Below are 14,614 nucleotides of genomic sequence, written 5' to 3'. Positions count from 1 at the left end.
CGATGGCCAAGCGCTCGACGGACAAGATGACCCGACTCCGCCGCGGCACCCAGGAGCTGCTCGAACGCCGCGGCATGACGACCGACCCGGCCCCCCTGGCCCCGCAGCTGCACACCGACGGGCCGGCTGCCGCCGGTCGCCGTTCGTACTTCGGCGACGAGGCCTTCGGCCACGGCGGCCGCCGGATGGCCGCCGCCACCGGACCGCTGGACGGCGTGGCCCACCACGTGGAGCTGCCGGGCCACCGGCACCGCGGCGCCGAGCGGCACTCGGCGCACTGAGGGACGCGTCCGTGCCGGCCGCCGGCCGCGCCCCGCGGTGAACACCGGGCGCGGCCGGCGGCCGATGCGGGAGAGTGGGCGGGCACGCCGCCGCCTGGGCGGCCGCCCATCCGAGGAGCCCCATGTCCGACAGCCCGCTGCTGCAGTCCCGCGAGGAGTGGCTGGCCTCGCTGCCCCGCGTCTACGCCGCCGCCGGATGCCTGATCACCGACCCGCAGGGCCGGGTGCTGATCGTCAAGGCCGGCTACCGCGAGCACTGGCAGTTCGTCGGCGGCACCGTGGACCTCGGTGAGAACCCGCAGCAGTGCGCCGGCCGTGAGCTGCAGGAGGAGACCGGCATCGAGCGGGAGGCCGGCGAGCTGCTGGCCGTCGCCTGGACGAACCCGTCGACCGAACTCGACCACCCCGCCTGCCACTTCCTGTTCGACCTGGGCACCATCGACGCGGACACCCCGATCACCCTGCCGGCCGGGGAGCTGGACGCCCACCGCTGGGCCGAGCCCGGCGAGGCGCTCCGACTCCTCGGGCCCGCCCGCTCGCTGCGCCTGGCCGCAGGTCTGCAGGCCCGGGCCGACGGCAGGGTCCGGATCGTCAGCAGCCCGGTCTCGGGCTTCTGACCGGTCGCGCGCCCCGGTCTCAGCCCTCCGTCCGGCGCCAGACGTACGCGGCGGAGACCGGGTGGCTGCGGTAGCGCTCCCACTTCGGCTTCAGGGCGATCCAGGCGTCGTCCACGACCGCCTCGCGCATCTCGGCGAGCTGCCAGCCGGCCGTGAGACCGGCGGTCAGGTGCTCGCTGACCAGGTGGATGTGGGTGGTGATGGCGACGGGTGCGCCGTCCGCCCCGTCGAAGTGGGTGGGCATCCCGGCGGCCATGATGAAGTACGGGTGCAGCCCGACCAGGACGAACAGCCCGTCGGGCCGGGCCAGCCGGTGCGCCTCGCGGTACAGCGGCCCGAGGTCGGCCAGGTGCTCGTCGACCAGCGAGGAGATCACCAGGTCGTACCCGGCACCGGGCAGGCCGGTGTCGGCCAGGTCGGCCTCCGTCAGGCGGTCGTGGGCGCCGCGGGCCCGGGCGGCCGCGAGCATCTGCGGAGTGACGTCGACGCCGTCGACCGCGGCCGCGCCCTTCCCGCGCAGCCAGGCGCCTGTCCGGCCGGTGCCGCAGCCGAGGTCGGCGGCGCGCCGGACGTCCTCCCAGCGCGGGACGGCGAGCCGGTCGAGGACGGCGATGTCCATCGCGTCCTCGACTGTCTGCTCGTAGCTGTCGACCCACTGTCCGTAGCCCGTCCGGACGTCGACCATCGGGTAGCCGCGGGTGTCGAAGTCTGCGAAATTCACCATGGAGGCAGTATCGGCAGCCGTCGGCCCCGCCGGCGACCGGATAAATCCGGCCGCCGGGGCCGGTTCAGCCCGCCGCCACCAGGCGGCTGCGGACGGCGTCCGCGTCACCGGCGGGCAGGTATCCGGCCGGGTCGAACTCGGCGAGGGTCTCGCGCAGCGCCGTCCCGGCGGTCGTCCCGGCGTCGGCGAGGACGGCCTCGATCGCGGCGGTCTCGTCGGGGCGGCCGAGCATCGCCCAGAGCGGCCGCAGGTTGTCGGCGCTCAGCAGGTAGTCGTCGACGATCGCCTCCGTGGTCACCCCGGCGACGGCGAGCAGCACCAGGGCGGCGAGGCCGGTGCGGTCCCGGCCGGCCCCGCAGTGCACCACGACACCGCCGGGCGGGGCGGCGGCGACGGCGCCCACCACCGCGGCGACCGCCTGCGGGCAGTGGTCGAGGTAGGGGCGGAAGGCCAGCGGTGTGCCGTCCAGCCCGCCGAAGCGGGCCCACCAGTCGGGCCCGGCGAGTTCGTCCAGCGGGACCCGGACGAGTCCGACGCCGGCCGGGCGCTCCAGCAGCGGCCGGTACTCCTCCTCGTTGCGCAGGTCGACGACGGTGCGTATGCCGTACTCCTGGACGTGGGCCCAGCCCTCGGCGGTCAGCCGGTCCAGGTTGTCGGCCCGCACGACCGCGCCGCGCCTGGTCGTCCGCCCGTCGGCGGTGGGCAGCCCGCCGAGTTCGCGCACGTTGAGGCAGCCGTCCCAGACCAGCCGCCGATCCTCCGTCATGTCCCCGTCCCCCTGGTGATCCGAGGGCCGGTCAGCCCTCCTGGTGATCTGACTCCCGGGCCCCCGCAGATGGTTCCCCGGTCGCGAAGCGGGCGGCGGCGGCCTCGGCCGCGGCGAACGTCCGGGCGATCAGGGCGGGGTGGGTGGCGGCGACGGCGTCGGCGCTCTCACCCGCGAGGATGCGGCCGGCCGCCGCGGTGTGGAGGGTGCGCAGCGCGGTGGTGCCGAGTGCGGCGGTGAACCGGGCCTCGACGGGCGGTGCCCCCTCGGCGGCGAGCAGTCCGGCGAGGTGGTCCTCCAGGGACTCGGTGAACTCGCGGACGTGGGCGCGGAGCGCGGGCGACCCCAGCACCGTCCGCCAGAAGGGCGGGAGGTCGTCGCCGATGCCGCCGAGTGCGTGCCGCCGTTCGGCGAGGTCCAGTGCCAGGTCGCGCAGCGCGGCCAGCGGGCCGGTGCCGGCCGGCCGGCCCCGCACGGCGGCGGTGACCAGGCCGAGGGCCTCCGGCGCCCGGTCGAGGAAGAGTTCCTCCTTGTGCGGGAAATAGTTGAAGACCGTCATCTTCGACACCTCGGCGGCCTCGGCGACCTCGGCGACGGAGACGGCGTCGAAGCCGCGCTCGACGAAGAGCAGGGCCGCGGCGGCGGAGATCCTGGCGCGGGTCTGCTGCTTCTTGCGTTCGCGCAGCGAGGTCGGCGGGGCGGCGGCGCCGGGGGCTTCATGAAGAAAGTGTACGGGATAAAAATTTGTATCCAGTCAATGTTTGTCCGGATCAGTCCGGCGCCGGGAACACCCACAGCTCACGCCCCCGGGTGTCCCGGCAGCGGACGGCGGTGAACCGCTCGTCGCCCACCGACAGGAAGCCGCCCGCCGCGCCGCGCAGCACCTCCCGGGCCACCAGGTCGCCGCGCTGCCAGGCGCCGTGCAGCTCCAGGGCCTTGTCGGCGAGCTCGGCGCGCCGGATCCGGGGCACCGCGGCGAGCTCCAGCGCCGCGTTGACGTCCGTCAGCTCGGCGGGGAGAGGTACGGCTCCGCCCCGGCCCGCGCCTCCAGCCGGTGGAGCAGCTCCGGCAGTCCGTAGTGCCGGACAGCCGCGACGGTGTCCTCGACGCCGACCAGCCAGCGCGGGCCGGGGGCCACCTGCCACCAGACGTCCTCGCCGACCGGCATCAGCGCGCCGATCCGGCTGCGCCACGACTCCAGGCCGGTGGCGACGGTGGGATCGGGCCGGACGGCGGGGCCGGGCCAGGCCGCCTTCGGGGTGATCGAGAGGGTGACGGTGTAGCGCACCAGCAGGTCGTCGGCGGCGCCGACCTCGATGCCCAGCAGGGCCCATTGCTCCTCGTCGGGCAGGCTGAAGGAGTGCCGCCAGCCGGTGAGGCCCAGGGCGCGCAGGGCCGGCGCGAGGTGGTCGCGCAGCCCCTCGGTGAAGAGCGTCCGGGCGGTCGTCATCGCATCTTCCTGGTCGCGGCGGCGGGAGGCGCCGACCCGGGGTGCGGACACCGGGCGGGGCGCGGGCAGGCCGGGGTGCGGCCGGAGCCCGGCGGCACTGGTCTGGACCTGTATGTCCACGGTAGGCCGGGGTCCTCCCCGGCGGACGCAGGCGAACGGCAGTCACTGACAGGACTTAGGTCCTCTCCCGGTCCGGTGACCTGCGTCGCGGCCCCTGCGGCGGACCGCCCGGGGGATGGCCCATGATGGGGCGGGTGCACAGTGCAGATCTCCCCGGGCCGGGCGTCGGCGGCCCACCGTGTCGACCACCTGTTCCGGGGCACCCGCCCGATCCGCGGGCCGATCTGGCCCCGGCCGTCCGGGCGGCGCAGGAGGGTGACGAGGCGGCCTTCCGTCACCTGTTCCGCGCCGTCCAGCCGGGTCTGCTCCGGTACCTGGGTGTGCTGGTGGGCGGCCGCCCGGAGGACGCGGAGGACGTCGCGTCGGAGACCTGGCTGCAGGTGGCCCGCGATCTCGGGGGTTCCGCGGCGATTCGGACGGCTTCCGCGGCTGGGTCGCCACGATCGCCCGCAACCGGGCGATGGACCACCTGCGCCGGATGCGGCGGCGTCCGGTGGCGGACCTGCCGGTGGAGCGGCTGGTCGAGCTGGCCGCGGCCGAGGACACGGCAGGCAGTGCGCTGGCGTCGGTGACCACTGCGGACGCGCTGGCGCTGATCGGGCGGCTGCCGCGCGACCAGGCGGAGGCGGTGCTGCTGCGGGTGCTGCTGGGCCTGGACGCGGAGAGCGCGGCGCGGGTGCTGGGCAAGCGGGCGGGCACGGTGCGGATGGCCGCCCACCGCGGGTTGAAGCGGCTCGCGAAGCTGCTGGAGCCGGCCGGCGGCGCGGTGGCCGGGGTGCCACGGCAGGGCGCCGAAAAACGTGCCGCAGGGTGTGACACCCGCGCGGGCCGCGACGCTGAAGGACATGAGATGAGCAAGAACCGATCCCGCCGGATCGACCGCGACACCGCCGAGCGCCTGCTCGGCGGGGAGCGGTCGGCTCGGAGGCCGGTCAGGCCCCCTCACCGGTCACGCGGCCCTCGCTGGGCTGCTCGCCGCCGCGGCAGCACCTGCCGGCGACGGTGAACTGCCCGGGGAGCGGGCGGCGCTGGCCGCCTTCCGGGAGGCTCGTCGCCGACCGGTACCGGAGAGTGGGAGAGCAGCTGTGGCGGACGCCGCGCGCAGGAGGGCCTTCACCGTGAAGGCCCTCGTCGCCGCGCTCGCCGTCACGGCCGTGGGCGGTGTGGCGTTCGCCGCGGGCACCGGCGGTCTGCCGCGCGCCCTCGGCGGCGGTACGTCGGCCGCTCGCACACCGGCCGCCGTGCACGCCACCACGGCCGGCACGGCCGGGCCCGGCCGCCGCTCCGGCGGCGCGCCCTCGGCCGGCACGTCCGGCCGTCCGGACGCCACCGGACGTCCCTCGGCCTCCGCCGGGACGACCACCCCCGGCGCACCGGCCTCCCTCGGCCCGGCCGCGCTGCCCGAGCTCACCGGGCTCTGCCGGGCCTACCTCGACCGCGAGGCCCCCGGCCGGCGCCGCGACCTGCTCACCGACCTCCGGTTCGCCCCGCTGGTCGCGGCAGCCGGCGGGGTCGATCGGGTCGACGCGTACTGCACGGTGCTGGCCACGGTGGCGAGCCCCTCCGCGAGCCGCAGCCCCGGCCGGGAGCCGACCACCGGCCCCGGCAAGGGCGACCGGACGAAGACCCCTCTCCCCTCCGTCACCAGGGGCGGCACCGAGGACGGTGCCGGCCCGGGGTGACCGCACAACTCCGGACGGTCGGCGGGCGAAACCCCCGGGCCCGTCGGCCGTCCGGACCGCTCCGCCCCCTCGACTCCGGGGGTCGGTGGGCTCCCCGTGTCCACCGGCCTCCCGGGAACCGCTCCGGATGGGCGGGGGTACTCCCCGGGTCCCCCGCCCATCCGGATCCGCCCGCCGCTGCGGGCGGTTCGGCCCCGCACGGATGCGGGCGCGCCCCGCCGGCCGACCAGGGCCCGGAAGCCGGGCCGCTAGGGTGCACAGAAGCACGAGGCGGACCGGAGCCCCGGCCGACGGATGTGAGGGGAGCGGTTCGGTGATCGGACGCGCGCTGAACGGGCGCTACGAGCTGGTGGAGATACTCGGCGTCGGCGGCATGGCGACCGTCTACCGGGGCGTGGACCGGCAGCTCGGCCGCCAGGTGGCCGTCAAGGTGCTCAACGGCGGCCTCGCGGACGACCCGCGGTTCGCCGAGCGGTTCGGCCGCGAGGCCCAGCACGCCGCGATGCTGGTGCACCCGCGGATCGTGATGGTCTTCGACTCCGGCGTGGACGAGGGCTCCCCGTACATCGTCATGGAGCTGGTGCAGGGCCGCACGCTCGGCCGGCTGCTGGCGGAGCAGGGGCCGCTGCCGGTGGACCGGGCCGTCGGCGTCGCCGCAGCGGTCTGCGAGGCCCTGGAGGTCGCGCACGGCGCCGGCCTGGTGCACCGCGACGTGAAGCCCGGCAACATCATGATCACCGACGACGGCGGGGTGAAGGTCGTCGACTTCGGCATAGCCCGGGCCGGCTCCTCCGCCGGGCAGCAGCTCACCCAGACGGCCACCGTGCTCGGCACCGCCGCCTACCTCTCGCCGGAGCAGGCCACGGCCGCCCCGCTGGACGGCCGCTCCGACCTGTACGCGGTCGGCTGCGTCCTGGTCGAGATGCTCACCGGCGAGCCGCCGTTCGCCGCCGAGACGCCGGTGGCCATCGCGTTCAAGCACGTCAGTGAGCAGCCGGCACCGGTCTCGGTGCGCCGCGGCGGCATCCCGCCCGCGCTGGACGTCGCGGTGATGCGGCTGCTCGCCAAGCAGCCGGAGGACCGCCCGGCCCACGCGTCCGCCGCCCGGGCCGAGCTGCTGGCCGCCGTCCCGGTGGCGGCCGCCGCCGACCGCACCTCCGAACTGCTCGGCGCGGCCACCCAGGTGCTGCCCGCGGCCGCCGCTTCGCCGGGCTTCCCGGCCGCGGCCGGGTTCGGCGGACACCCGTACTCGGAGCCGAACCGCACCTCGGTGCTGCCGCCGACGGCACCGCCGTCGGCGCTCGGCCGCCCGTACCACGACGAGCCGGAGCCCGGGCCGGAGCAGCCGGCCGGCCGCAGCCCCTGGCTGTTCGCGGGTGCCGGCGTGGCGGTGGTCGCGGCCGCGGTGGTCGCCGGTGTCCTCGCGTTCGGCGGGCCGCCCGCCGGCAGAGCGTCCGCCGCCACCCCCGGCGCCCAGGCGCCCTCTCCGCCGGCCCGTCGACCGCCGCGAGCCCGGCTGCGAGCAGCGCCGACCCGACGCCGACGGCCGAGCCGTCGCCCACCGCCAAGCCGGGCGCCGCGCTCCAGCTGCTGCAGCTGCGCCAGGACGTCGCGGGCACCGACATGCCCAAGGACCGCGACCGGAAGGCCGTCCTGCTCGGGCTGCTCGACAGCGCCTCGACGGCCGTGGCCAACCACCACCCGGACGACGCGGTGCAGCGGCTCCACGCCGCCCAGAAGGTCGTCCGCGACCTGGTCAAGCGGCACGCGGTCGACAGCGCCACCGGGCAGGACTGGCAGTCCCGGCTCGGCACGGTGATCGGCACGCTCGGCCACCAGCAGAACGCCGGTTGAGCGCCGTTCAGTCCCCGTGCGGCGGAGTGCCGACGCGCAGCTGCGACCCGACCCGGCTGCGCAGCCGCCGGCTGACCGAGGCCGCCCCCGTGGTCAGGAAGACCAGGGAGTAGAGGATCTGCAGCATCACCACCACCCGGGCCTCCTGCCCGGTGGGGGCGACGTCGCCGTAGCCGACCGTGGCGAGTGTGACCACGGTGAAGTAGAGCGCGTCGATCTTGGTGTGCAAGCCGTGGAACTGCCCGTCCCGGGAGAGCGCCAGGTAGGTGGTGGCGAAGATGACCACGGACGCGGCGATCAGCTGCACGATCACCAGGGCGGGGTGGCCCGCGCGGCCGCTCAGCTCGGCCCGCACCTGGCGGAGCAGCATGCCGGCCAGCAGGGCCAGCGCCGCCACGAAGGACACCCAGCTGAGGGTCGGATGATGCGGGCCGAACACGCCCAGCGGCAGGACGCCCCAGAGCGCCACCATCAGCGCCGGGCCGCCGATCAGTGCGCCGAGCCCCCAGGCGGGCAGCTCCCGGTACGGGCCCGGGGCGCGCGGGTTCATCGGGCACGGCCCGGTTGCGCCGCACGGGCGTCCGACCGCCCGCCCGGCTGCTCCGGCCGGGTGGCCGGGGCGGTCCGGGCGGTCCGGAACGGCTGCCGGTCCGGACGCCGCCGGAGGGGGTCGGCGCCCGGACCGGGGAGGCCGTCCGGCGTGCTGTCGGCCATCGGCTGCCCTTCGGCTGGTGCGTGCGGTGGATCCCAGCACACACCGGGCCGCGGGCGGCGGCCAGTCGGGGAATGCCGGAGCCGCCGGCACGTCGGGTGACGTACCGGCGGCTCCGGGGAAGGCTCAGGCGCTGGTGGCCGACTTGTTGGTCTCGGCTGCCGTGGTGATGCTGCTCGGGTTCACCGCCGGGCGCGGCTGATCGGCCGGGGTCGAGGAGGCCGTGGAGTTCTGCGCCTCGGCCGGGGCGTCGTCCTCGCGGAGCGCCTTGGTCTCGGCCTTGAGGATGCGCATGGACTTGCCCAGTCCACGGGCCATCTCGGGGAGCTTCTTCGAGCCGAAAAGCAGGACGAGCACTGCCACCATCACGAGGATGTGCCAGGGCTCGAGACCGTTACGGAACATCCCTGACCACCGGTCCTTCCGAGGAGTTCTCGTCATTTCTGGGTGCCGGACGGGGTTGCCCGGCTCCGGCCAGTATGCCTGGCGGAGTCGGCGAACGTATACACCGGCCCGGAAACCGTGGTCAAAAAGCAGGTGATCAGCCGGGGGTGGTCTGGACCACTGGGGGTGCCGGAGGCCCCGCCACGGAAGGCCGGGAGCCCCGGCCGCCGGCCGGGGCTCCACAGGGTGCGCGGGCTGCTCGTCCGCCGGTCCGGCTCAGACGGCCGGGTGGCCGGCCGGCCGGAGCGCCGCCGCGCCCCCGGCGTCCGTGTCCCCGGCACCCGTGTCGCCCGCCGGGGCCTCGGTCGCCGCGCCGGCCGGCAGGTGCCCCGTCATCCGGGCGGCGGCCAGCGCGGTGCCCGCCATCAGGACGACGCCGACCACGGCCGCCAGGTGCATCCCGTCGGCGAACGCCGACCGGGTGACGGCCAGCAGCTGCGCGCCGGCGTCGCCGCCGAGCCGCCCGGCGACCGTGACGGCGCCGCCCAGCGTGTCGTGCGCCGCCCGGGCGGCACCCGCCGGCAGTCCCGCGGGGAGCCGGCCGTCCAGCCGGGCGCCGTAGACCGCGGCACCCGCCGCGCCCAGGATCGCGATGCCCAGGGAACTGCCCAGCTCGGTGGCGGTCTCCGAGGTGGCCGAGGCCGCGCCGGTCTGCTCGGCGGGGGCGGCCGTGAGCACCATCTCCGCGGTGAGCGTCATCGTGCCGACCGAGCCCGCCGCGATCACGCCGGCGGCGGTGAGCACCACCCAGAGCGGCGAGTCCACGCCGGCCTGTGTCATCAGACCGAAGCCGGCCGCGGCGAGCAGGAAACCGCCGGCCATCAGCGGGGCGGGCCGAACCTTGCCGGCGAGCGCGCCGACGGTGCCGACGGCAGCGCCGACGCCGACCGAGGGCAGCAGCGCCCAGAGCGCGGCGGTGAGCGGACTCATGCCCTTCACCAGCTGCAGGTACTGCGAGGTGAAGAGGGTGAAGCCCATCATCGCGAACATCGCGACGGTGTTGACGGTGATCGCCCCGCGGAAGGCCCGGACCCGGAACAGCCGGGGGTCGAGCAGCGGGTGGGCCGCCCGCCGCAGCCGCACCACCAGGGCGGCGCCGAACAGCAGCCCCGCCGCGACACTCACGGCGGGCAGTGGACGCCAGCCGTCCACCGAGAGCGTCTTGATGCCGTAGACGAGGGGCAGCATCGCGGCGATCGACAGGCCGGCCCCCGGCAGGTCGAACCGGCCGGCCGCCGGGGTGCGCTGCTCGGGCAACAGGACGGGGGCGACGGCCGCGACCAGCAGCATCACCGGCACCGCGACCAGGAACACCGAGCCCCACCAGAAGCGGTCCAGCAGCAGTCCGCCGACGACCGGGCCAAGGGTGGCACCGCCGGTGAGCGCGCCGCCCCAGATGCCGAGGGCGGTCTGCCGCTGCCGCGGGTCGTGGAACATGCCGCGGATCAGAGCGAGCGTGGAGGGCATCACGGTCGCTCCGGCGATGCCCAGCGCGGCCCGGGCGGCGATCAGCTGTCCCGCCCCGTCGGCGTGGGCGGCCAGCAGGGAGACCGCCGCGAACGCCGCGGTGCCCGCCGTCAGCAGCCGGCGCCGCCCGATCCGGTCGCCCAGCGCCCCCATCGGGATCAGCAGGGCGGCCAGCAGGAACGAGTACATGTCCATGATCCACAGCTGCTGCGTGCCGCTCGGCCGCAGATCGGTGGAGATGAAGGGGACGGCGAAGAACAGCACGCCCATGTCCATGGTGAGGACGACAGTCGGCAGCAGGAGGACGGCGAGGCCCGCCCAGGCGCGTCGGCCGGCGAGGCCGTGGGTTGCGGTCATGGGGACGACTGTACGGATGTGTCACACGCTCGTCTAGTACAAGCGTCTAAATCATTTGTCTCGCTCGTTCGTGCAAGACATCCGTACAGCCCTGACGTAGCATCGGGGCCATGGGAAATCGCGAGGATCTGCTGGCCGGCGCCAAGCGCTGCCTGTACGAGAAGGGCTACGGGCGCACCACCGCCCGGGACATCGCCTCCGCCGCGGGCGTGAGCCTGGCCGCCATCGGCTACCACTACGGGTCCAAGGAGGCGCTGCTCACCCAGGCGACCATCCAGGCGCTGGGCGAGTGGGGGACGCGGTCGGTCAGGTGCTGGCCGGCCTCGGCGCGCAGACCGACCCCGAGGAGCGCTTCGTCGCGGGCTGGGACGGCGTACTGGCGAGCTTCGCCGAGCACCCGGGGCTGTGGGCCGTCCAGTTCGAGATGATCGCGCAGATCCGGAACGCGCCCGAGCTGGGCGAGGCGCTCACCGCGGTGCAGCGGGAGGGACGGCTCGGCCTGGCGGCCATCTTCCAGGGCGTCGCCGAGGTGCCGGACACCCCCGAGCAACTGACCCGCGGCACCTTCTACCAGGCGCTGCTCGCCGGGCTGGCCGCCCAGTGGCTGGTCTCGCCCGAGCTGGCGCCGGACGGCCGGGAGTTCCTCCGCGGCTTGCGGCTGGTCGGCACCGACGTGCTGGCAGGCTTCAGGGCGGCCCCCGTCGGCTGATGCGGAGCACGGCCGCACGGACGGGCCCGCTCCGCATCGGGCGTCAGGCGGTGACGACGGTGAGCAGGACCACCGAGTCCACGTGGGCGAGCAGGCCGTGGCGTTCCTGCGGGATGCCGTGCAGCTCGCCGGCGGCCACGTCCTGGCGGCGGCCGGCGATGGTGAGCGACACCTTGCCGCGCAGGACCTGGAGGCTGGCGGCGACCGGCGCGTTGTGCTCGTCCAGCGAGCTGCCGGCGGTCAGGGCGATCACGGTCTGCCGCAGGACGCCGTCGTGCAGCAGCAGGTGGGCGCTGCGCCCGTGCGGGCTGGCGGCGGCGAGGGCGGCGTGCTCCTCGGCGATCGCCCCGAGGTCGGCGCGGGCGGGTTCGGGCATCGCGGGCTCCTTGGGTGATCCGTCGGGAACACCCTAGGCACCGCCCGCCGCCCCCGCGCGCCGGGCGGACCCTCCGGATGGGCCAGCCGGGATGCGCGGCCGCCGGGGCCGTCCGATCGTGGATCCATGGCGACCAATCAGCGATTCACCCAGTTCCAAGTCAACCGCAGTCTGCTGGCCACCGGCGCGGTGCTGTCCGGGGTCGGCACGGTCCTCGCCCTGACCGGCACGGCGCTCCTCGTGACCGCCCTCGCCTCGGCGGGGCGGGGGTGGGTCCAGCAGCTGGAGACCCCGCCCTCCGCGATGGCGGCCAAGGCGATGCAGCAGGCCAAGGCCGCCTCCCTGGCCGGGATGGAGGCATGGCGCACCGAGGCCCGGACGTCCAGCAACTGAACCCGGCCACCCCGCCGGCGGCCTGGCCCTGCCACCCCGCCGGCGGTGTGCTGCCCGGCGGCACGCCCGGGCCGGTCGGCCCGCAGCGCGCCCCTACAGGCCGAGCGACTTGGCGATGATCGTCTTCATGACCTCGCTAGTGCCGCCGTAGATCCGGAAGACGCGGTTGTCGGTGTAGAGGCGAGCGATCGGGTACTCCAGGATGTAGCCGTAGCCGCCGTGCAGCTGGAGGCACTTGTCGATCACCTCGGAGGCCGACTCGGTGCAGAACAGCTTGGCCGCCGCGGCGTCCGCGACCGTCAGTCCGCCGACCTGGTAGAGCTCCAGCGCGCGGTCGACCATCGACTGCTGGGCGACCACCTGGGCCTCGCAGTCGGCCAGGGTGAACTTGGTGTTCTGGAACTCGGCGACCGCCTGACCGAAGACCTTGCGGTCCTTCACGTACTGCACCGCGAAGCGCACCGCGGCCGCCGCCGCCGCGTACGCGCCGACCGCGATGGCGAGCCGCTCCTGCACCAGATTGTGGGTGAGGTAGGTGAAGGCCCTGCCCTCCTCGCCGAGCAGGTCGCCGACCGGCACCTTGACGTCGCTGAAGGACAGCTCCGCGGTGTCCGAGGTGCGCAGGCCGATCTTCTGCAGCTTGCGGCCGACGGTGTAGCCCTCGGAGGCGGTGTCCACACAGAGGATCGACAGGCCCGCGCGGCGGTTCGCCGGGTCGTACGGCGCCGTGCGGGCGACGACGAGCACGAGGTCGGCGAGGACGCCGCCGGTGATGAAGGTCTTGGCGCCGTTGAGGACGTAGTGGGTGCCGTCCTCGGAGAGCTTCGCCGTGGTGCTGATGCCCGCCAGGTCGGAGCCGGCACCGGGCTCGGTCATGGCGATCGCCGTCATGATGTCGCCGGAGACGAAGCCGGGCAGCCAGCGCTGCTTCTGCTCCTCGTTCGCGTACTCCAGCAGGTAGGGCAGGACCAGGCCGGTGTGCACGCCGGAGGAGCCGAAGGAGACGCCGGCGCGGGCGACCTCCTCGGTCACCACGGCCTGGTACTTGAAGCCGGACTCGCCCGCGCCGCCGAACTCCTCGGGGACCTCGATGCCGTAGACGCCGAGCGCGCCGAGCTTGCGGTAGAAGTCGCGCGGCGGGTGGCCCGCCTCCTCCCAGCTCTCGTAGACCGGGACGACCTCCTTGGCGATGAAGTCCCGGATGGTCGCCCGGAACGCCTCGTGGTCCTCGTTGAACACCGTCCGGCGCACGTGGCGCTCCTTTCGCTCGGCGACTGATCGCCCCACAAGTTAATCGCGGGTAGCTTGGCCTGTCCAGCGTTCCCGCACCCGCTCCCGTGCAGCTGAGCGGCGTACAAGTGAACGCTTGCTAGCCTCTTCGGGACGGCCTGCGGACGACCTGCGGGACGGGCGGGCGAGGGCGAGGGGAGCGCGGTGGCGGAGCGGACGGTCATCCGGCGGCCTCCCGGGCGGCGGGCGCAGATCCTGGCCGCCGCGTGCGGGCAGTTCCACCGCCACGGCTACCACGGGGTGTCGATGGCCGAGGTCGCGGCCGAGGTCGGCATCACCGCCCCGGCGCTCTACCGGCACTTCCGCAGCAAGCCCGAACTCCTGCTCCGCGCCGTCGAGTCGGAGCTGGCCGTGCTGCACGCCGCCGTCCGCCCGCGGCCCGGCGGTGTCGCCGGACTCTGCGCCGGGCTCGCCGCGGCCGCCGTCGACCACCGCGCGCTGGGCACCCTCTGGCAGCGCGACGCCCGGCTGCTGCCCGCCGCCCAGCGCGCCCGGCTCCGCCGCGACCTGCGCGCCGACGTCCGGACGATGGCCGCCGTCCTGGCCGGTGAGCGCCCCGAACTCGGCTCCTGGGAGGTCGAGTTCCTCTGCTGGTCCGTGCTGTCCGCGTACGGCAGCCTGTCCAACCACACCTTCGCGCCGCCGCGGCGGCGGTTCGAGGACCTGCTGGGCCGGCTCGGCGGCGACCTGCTGGCGTCCAGCCCGGCGGCCGGGCAGGCAGTGCGGCCGGCCGTCCCGGGGCCCCGCCGGGCCCCGCGGCTCCGTCGCGCCGGGAGGCGCTGCTGGCCGCGGCCGTCCGGCTCTTCCACGAGCGCGGCTTCGACAACGTCTCCACCGACCGGATCGGTGCCGCCGTCGGCATCGCCGGGCCGAGCGTCTACAAACACTTCCGCACCAAGGCCGCGCTGCTCGCGGCGGCCCTGGAACGCAGCCGCGTGCAGCTCGGGTCCGAGATCGAGGGCGCCGTCGCGGCCGGCCCGGGCGCGGAGCCCGCGGCGGCCCTGGACGCGGCGCTCGGTGCCTACCTGGACTTCGCCGGCCGCCACAGCCACTACCTCGGGGTGATGCTCAGCGAGACCGAGCGGCTCGACCCGTCCGACCGGCGGGCCGCCGTCGACTTCCGCCGGGACTTCCTGCGGGTCTGGGTCGGGCTGCTCCGGCAGGTCCGGCCCGACTACGACACCGCCGAGGCCAGGATCCGCGTCCACGCGATGTTCGCCCTGGTCAACGACGGCGTCCGGCACCGCCCCGGTCCGGCCGGCGAGGACCCGGCAGGTCTGCTGGAGGCGGCGGCCCGGGCTGTTCTCGGCCTGTCCGCCCCGGCCCGGTCCGCCCACCGAAAAGGGCTGGTCGACGGATAGTCGTACTGGCA

At 75.4% G+C, this 14,614-nt stretch carries 19 protein-coding genes and 3 pseudogenes; 12 read left to right on the top strand and 10 right to left on the bottom strand.

The window, feature by feature from the left end; genetic code table 11:
• The first annotated feature begins 2 nt into the window (after positions 1-2).
• Both ABEB13_RS19375 and ABEB13_RS19370 read left to right on the top strand, forming a co-directional pair.
• Positions 3-281, top strand: coding sequence for a hypothetical protein (locus ABEB13_RS19375; protein ID WP_345706505.1), 279 nt, complete (start codon positions 3-5; stop codon positions 279-281).
• Between the two features lie 122 nt (positions 282-403).
• Positions 404-898 (top strand): NUDIX domain-containing protein, encoded by a 495-nt coding sequence (locus tag ABEB13_RS19370; protein WP_345706504.1) that lies wholly within the window; start codon positions 404-406, stop codon positions 896-898.
• A gap of 19 nt (positions 899-917) precedes the next feature.
• Here the strand turns inward: ABEB13_RS19370 and ABEB13_RS19365 are convergent, their stop codons facing one another.
• From ABEB13_RS19365 to ABEB13_RS19355, 3 genes are all read right to left on the bottom strand, one after another.
• On the bottom strand, positions 918-1,622 hold the full coding sequence (locus tag ABEB13_RS19365; protein WP_345706503.1) for a class I SAM-dependent DNA methyltransferase: 705 nt from the start codon (positions 1,620-1,622) through the stop codon (positions 918-920).
• 64 nt (positions 1,623-1,686) lie between these two features.
• Positions 1,687-2,388 carry a tyrosine-protein phosphatase gene (locus ABEB13_RS19360; RefSeq protein ID WP_345706502.1) on the bottom strand — a complete coding sequence of 234 codons (702 nt, stop codon included), beginning with the start codon at positions 2,386-2,388 and terminating at the stop codon, positions 1,687-1,689.
• Between the two features lie 31 nt (positions 2,389-2,419).
• Positions 2,420-3,019 (bottom strand): TetR/AcrR family transcriptional regulator, encoded by a 600-nt coding sequence (locus ABEB13_RS19355; RefSeq protein ID WP_345709733.1) that lies wholly within the window; start codon positions 3,017-3,019, stop codon positions 2,420-2,422.
• On the opposite strand from ABEB13_RS19355, the gene ABEB13_RS19350 reads away from it, so the two are divergent.
• The gene (locus tag ABEB13_RS19350) at positions 2,934-3,110 is read left to right on the top strand and encodes a hypothetical protein (protein ID WP_345706501.1); all 177 of its coding nucleotides are present in this window, start codon (positions 2,934-2,936) and stop codon (positions 3,108-3,110) included. The two genes, ABEB13_RS19355 and ABEB13_RS19350, sit on opposite strands and share 86 nt — an antisense overlap.
• 48 nt (positions 3,111-3,158) lie before the next feature.
• On the opposite strand, the gene ABEB13_RS19345 is transcribed toward ABEB13_RS19350, so the two are convergent.
• Both ABEB13_RS19345 and ABEB13_RS19340 read right to left on the bottom strand, forming a co-directional pair.
• Positions 3,159-3,359 carry a hypothetical protein gene (locus tag ABEB13_RS19345; RefSeq protein WP_345706500.1) on the bottom strand — a complete coding sequence of 67 codons (201 nt, stop codon included), beginning with the start codon at positions 3,357-3,359 and terminating at the stop codon, positions 3,159-3,161.
• A 32-nt stretch (positions 3,360-3,391) separates the two neighbouring features.
• Positions 3,392-3,958, bottom strand: coding sequence for a hypothetical protein (locus tag ABEB13_RS19340; RefSeq protein WP_345706499.1), 567 nt, complete (start codon positions 3,956-3,958; stop codon positions 3,392-3,394).
• 224 nt (positions 3,959-4,182) lie between these two features.
• Between ABEB13_RS19340 and ABEB13_RS19335 the strand changes: the two are divergent.
• The 3 genes and pseudogenes from ABEB13_RS19335 to ABEB13_RS19325 all read left to right on the top strand — a co-directional run.
• Positions 4,183-4,760 (top strand): annotated as a pseudogene (locus ABEB13_RS19335) (RNA polymerase sigma factor); the annotation flags it as partial.
• A gap of 283 nt (positions 4,761-5,043) precedes the next feature.
• Complete coding sequence (locus ABEB13_RS19330) at positions 5,044-5,640, top strand: hypothetical protein (protein WP_345706498.1); 597 nt, start codon at positions 5,044-5,046, stop codon at positions 5,638-5,640.
• 313 nt (positions 5,641-5,953) lie between these two features.
• Entirely contained in the window at positions 5,954-7,459 is a 1,506-nt protein-coding gene (locus tag ABEB13_RS19325) for a protein kinase domain-containing protein (RefSeq protein WP_345706497.1), read from the top strand.
• 42 nt (positions 7,460-7,501) lie between these two features.
• On the opposite strand, the gene ABEB13_RS19320 is transcribed toward ABEB13_RS19325, so the two are convergent.
• The 3 genes from ABEB13_RS19320 to ABEB13_RS19310 all read right to left on the bottom strand — a co-directional run bounded on the left by ABEB13_RS19320 (position 7,502) and on the right by ABEB13_RS19310 (position 10,474).
• Positions 7,502-8,044 carry a potassium channel family protein gene (locus ABEB13_RS19320; protein WP_345706496.1) on the bottom strand — a complete coding sequence of 181 codons (543 nt, stop codon included), beginning with the start codon at positions 8,042-8,044 and terminating at the stop codon, positions 7,502-7,504.
• A 288-nt stretch (positions 8,045-8,332) separates the two neighbouring features.
• A complete protein-coding gene (gene tatA / locus ABEB13_RS19315) occupies positions 8,333-8,611 on the bottom strand; it encodes a Sec-independent protein translocase subunit TatA (protein ID WP_345706495.1) in 279 nt (92 codons plus the stop codon).
• A gap of 255 nt (positions 8,612-8,866) precedes the next feature.
• The gene (locus ABEB13_RS19310; protein WP_345706494.1) at positions 8,867-10,474 is read right to left on the bottom strand and encodes an MFS transporter; all 1,608 of its coding nucleotides are present in this window, start codon (positions 10,472-10,474) and stop codon (positions 8,867-8,869) included.
• Positions 10,475-10,584: 110 nt separating this feature from the next.
• Between ABEB13_RS19310 and ABEB13_RS19305 the strand changes: the two genes are divergently transcribed.
• The gene (locus ABEB13_RS19305) at positions 10,585-10,902 is read left to right on the top strand and encodes a TetR/AcrR family transcriptional regulator (protein WP_345706493.1); all 318 of its coding nucleotides are present in this window, start codon (positions 10,585-10,587) and stop codon (positions 10,900-10,902) included.
• On the top strand, positions 10,785-11,183 hold the full coding sequence (locus tag ABEB13_RS19300) for a TetR family transcriptional regulator C-terminal domain-containing protein (protein ID WP_345706492.1): 399 nt from the start codon (positions 10,785-10,787) through the stop codon (positions 11,181-11,183). The genes ABEB13_RS19305 and ABEB13_RS19300 overlap by 118 nt, the downstream gene beginning before the upstream one ends.
• 43 nt (positions 11,184-11,226) lie before the next feature.
• On the opposite strand, the gene ABEB13_RS19295 is transcribed toward ABEB13_RS19300, so the two are convergent.
• Positions 11,227-11,559, bottom strand: a complete 333-nt coding sequence (locus ABEB13_RS19295; protein WP_345706491.1) for a cupin domain-containing protein — start codon at positions 11,557-11,559, stop codon at positions 11,227-11,229.
• Positions 11,560-11,685: 126 nt separating this feature from the next.
• Here ABEB13_RS19295 and ABEB13_RS19290 point away from each other — a divergent pair, with 126 nt between their 5' ends.
• A complete protein-coding gene (locus ABEB13_RS19290) occupies positions 11,686-11,952 on the top strand; it encodes a hypothetical protein (protein ID WP_345706490.1) in 267 nt (88 codons plus the stop codon).
• 93 nt (positions 11,953-12,045) lie between these two features.
• Here the strand turns inward: ABEB13_RS19290 and ABEB13_RS19285 are convergent, their stop codons facing one another.
• Complete coding sequence (locus ABEB13_RS19285) at positions 12,046-13,203, bottom strand: acyl-CoA dehydrogenase family protein (RefSeq protein WP_345706489.1); 1,158 nt, start codon at positions 13,201-13,203, stop codon at positions 12,046-12,048.
• 183 nt (positions 13,204-13,386) lie between these two features.
• Between ABEB13_RS19285 and ABEB13_RS40615 the strand changes: the two are divergent.
• The 3 genes and pseudogenes from ABEB13_RS40615 to ABEB13_RS19275 all read left to right on the top strand — a co-directional run.
• Positions 13,387-13,560: pseudogene (locus ABEB13_RS40615) on the top strand (helix-turn-helix domain-containing protein); the annotation flags it as partial.
• 251 nt (positions 13,561-13,811) lie between these two features.
• Positions 13,812-14,102 (top strand): annotated as a pseudogene (locus tag ABEB13_RS40610) (helix-turn-helix domain-containing protein); the annotation flags it as partial.
• Positions 14,103-14,306: 204 nt separating this feature from the next.
• Entirely contained in the window at positions 14,307-14,603 is a 297-nt protein-coding gene (locus tag ABEB13_RS19275) for a hypothetical protein (protein ID WP_345706487.1), read from the top strand.
• Positions 14,604-14,614 lie beyond the last annotated feature (11 nt).

The sequence above is a fragment of the Kitasatospora paranensis genome, from assembly GCF_039544005.1.
Classification (GTDB): Bacteria; Actinomycetota; Actinomycetes; order Streptomycetales; family Streptomycetaceae; genus Kitasatospora; species Kitasatospora paranensis.
Note: the sequence above shows the minus strand (reverse complement) of the source record. Positions and strands in the feature narration are given on the sequence as shown.

What these genes read in the sequence shown, in the direction of transcription:
- ABEB13_RS19375 (WP_345706505.1), top strand. Translation starts at nt 3, where the DNA reads ATGGCCAAGCGCTCGACGGACAAGATGACCCGACTCCGCCGCGGCACC.
- ABEB13_RS19370 (WP_345706504.1), top strand. Translation starts at nt 404, where the DNA reads ATGTCCGACAGCCCGCTGCTGCAGTCCCGCGAGGAGTGGCTGGCCTCG.
- ABEB13_RS19365 (WP_345706503.1), bottom strand. Translation starts at nt 1,622, where the DNA reads ATGGTGAATTTCGCAGACTTCGACACCCGCGGCTACCCGATGGTCGAC.
- ABEB13_RS19360 (WP_345706502.1), bottom strand. Translation starts at nt 2,388, where the DNA reads ATGACGGAGGATCGGCGGCTGGTCTGGGACGGCTGCCTCAACGTGCGC.
- ABEB13_RS19320 (WP_345706496.1), bottom strand. Translation starts at nt 8,044, where the DNA reads ATGAACCCGCGCGCCCCGGGCCCGTACCGGGAGCTGCCCGCCTGGGGG.
- tatA (WP_345706495.1), bottom strand. Translation starts at nt 8,611, where the DNA reads ATGTTCCGTAACGGTCTCGAGCCCTGGCACATCCTCGTGATGGTGGCA.
- ABEB13_RS19310 (WP_345706494.1), bottom strand. Translation starts at nt 10,474, where the DNA reads ATGACCGCAACCCACGGCCTCGCCGGCCGACGCGCCTGGGCGGGCCTC.
- ABEB13_RS19305 (WP_345706493.1), top strand. Translation starts at nt 10,585, where the DNA reads ATGGGAAATCGCGAGGATCTGCTGGCCGGCGCCAAGCGCTGCCTGTAC.
- ABEB13_RS19295 (WP_345706491.1), bottom strand. Translation starts at nt 11,559, where the DNA reads ATGCCCGAACCCGCCCGCGCCGACCTCGGGGCGATCGCCGAGGAGCAC.
- ABEB13_RS19290 (WP_345706490.1), top strand. Translation starts at nt 11,686, where the DNA reads ATGGCGACCAATCAGCGATTCACCCAGTTCCAAGTCAACCGCAGTCTG.
- ABEB13_RS19275 (WP_345706487.1), top strand. Translation starts at nt 14,307, where the DNA reads ATGCTCAGCGAGACCGAGCGGCTCGACCCGTCCGACCGGCGGGCCGCC.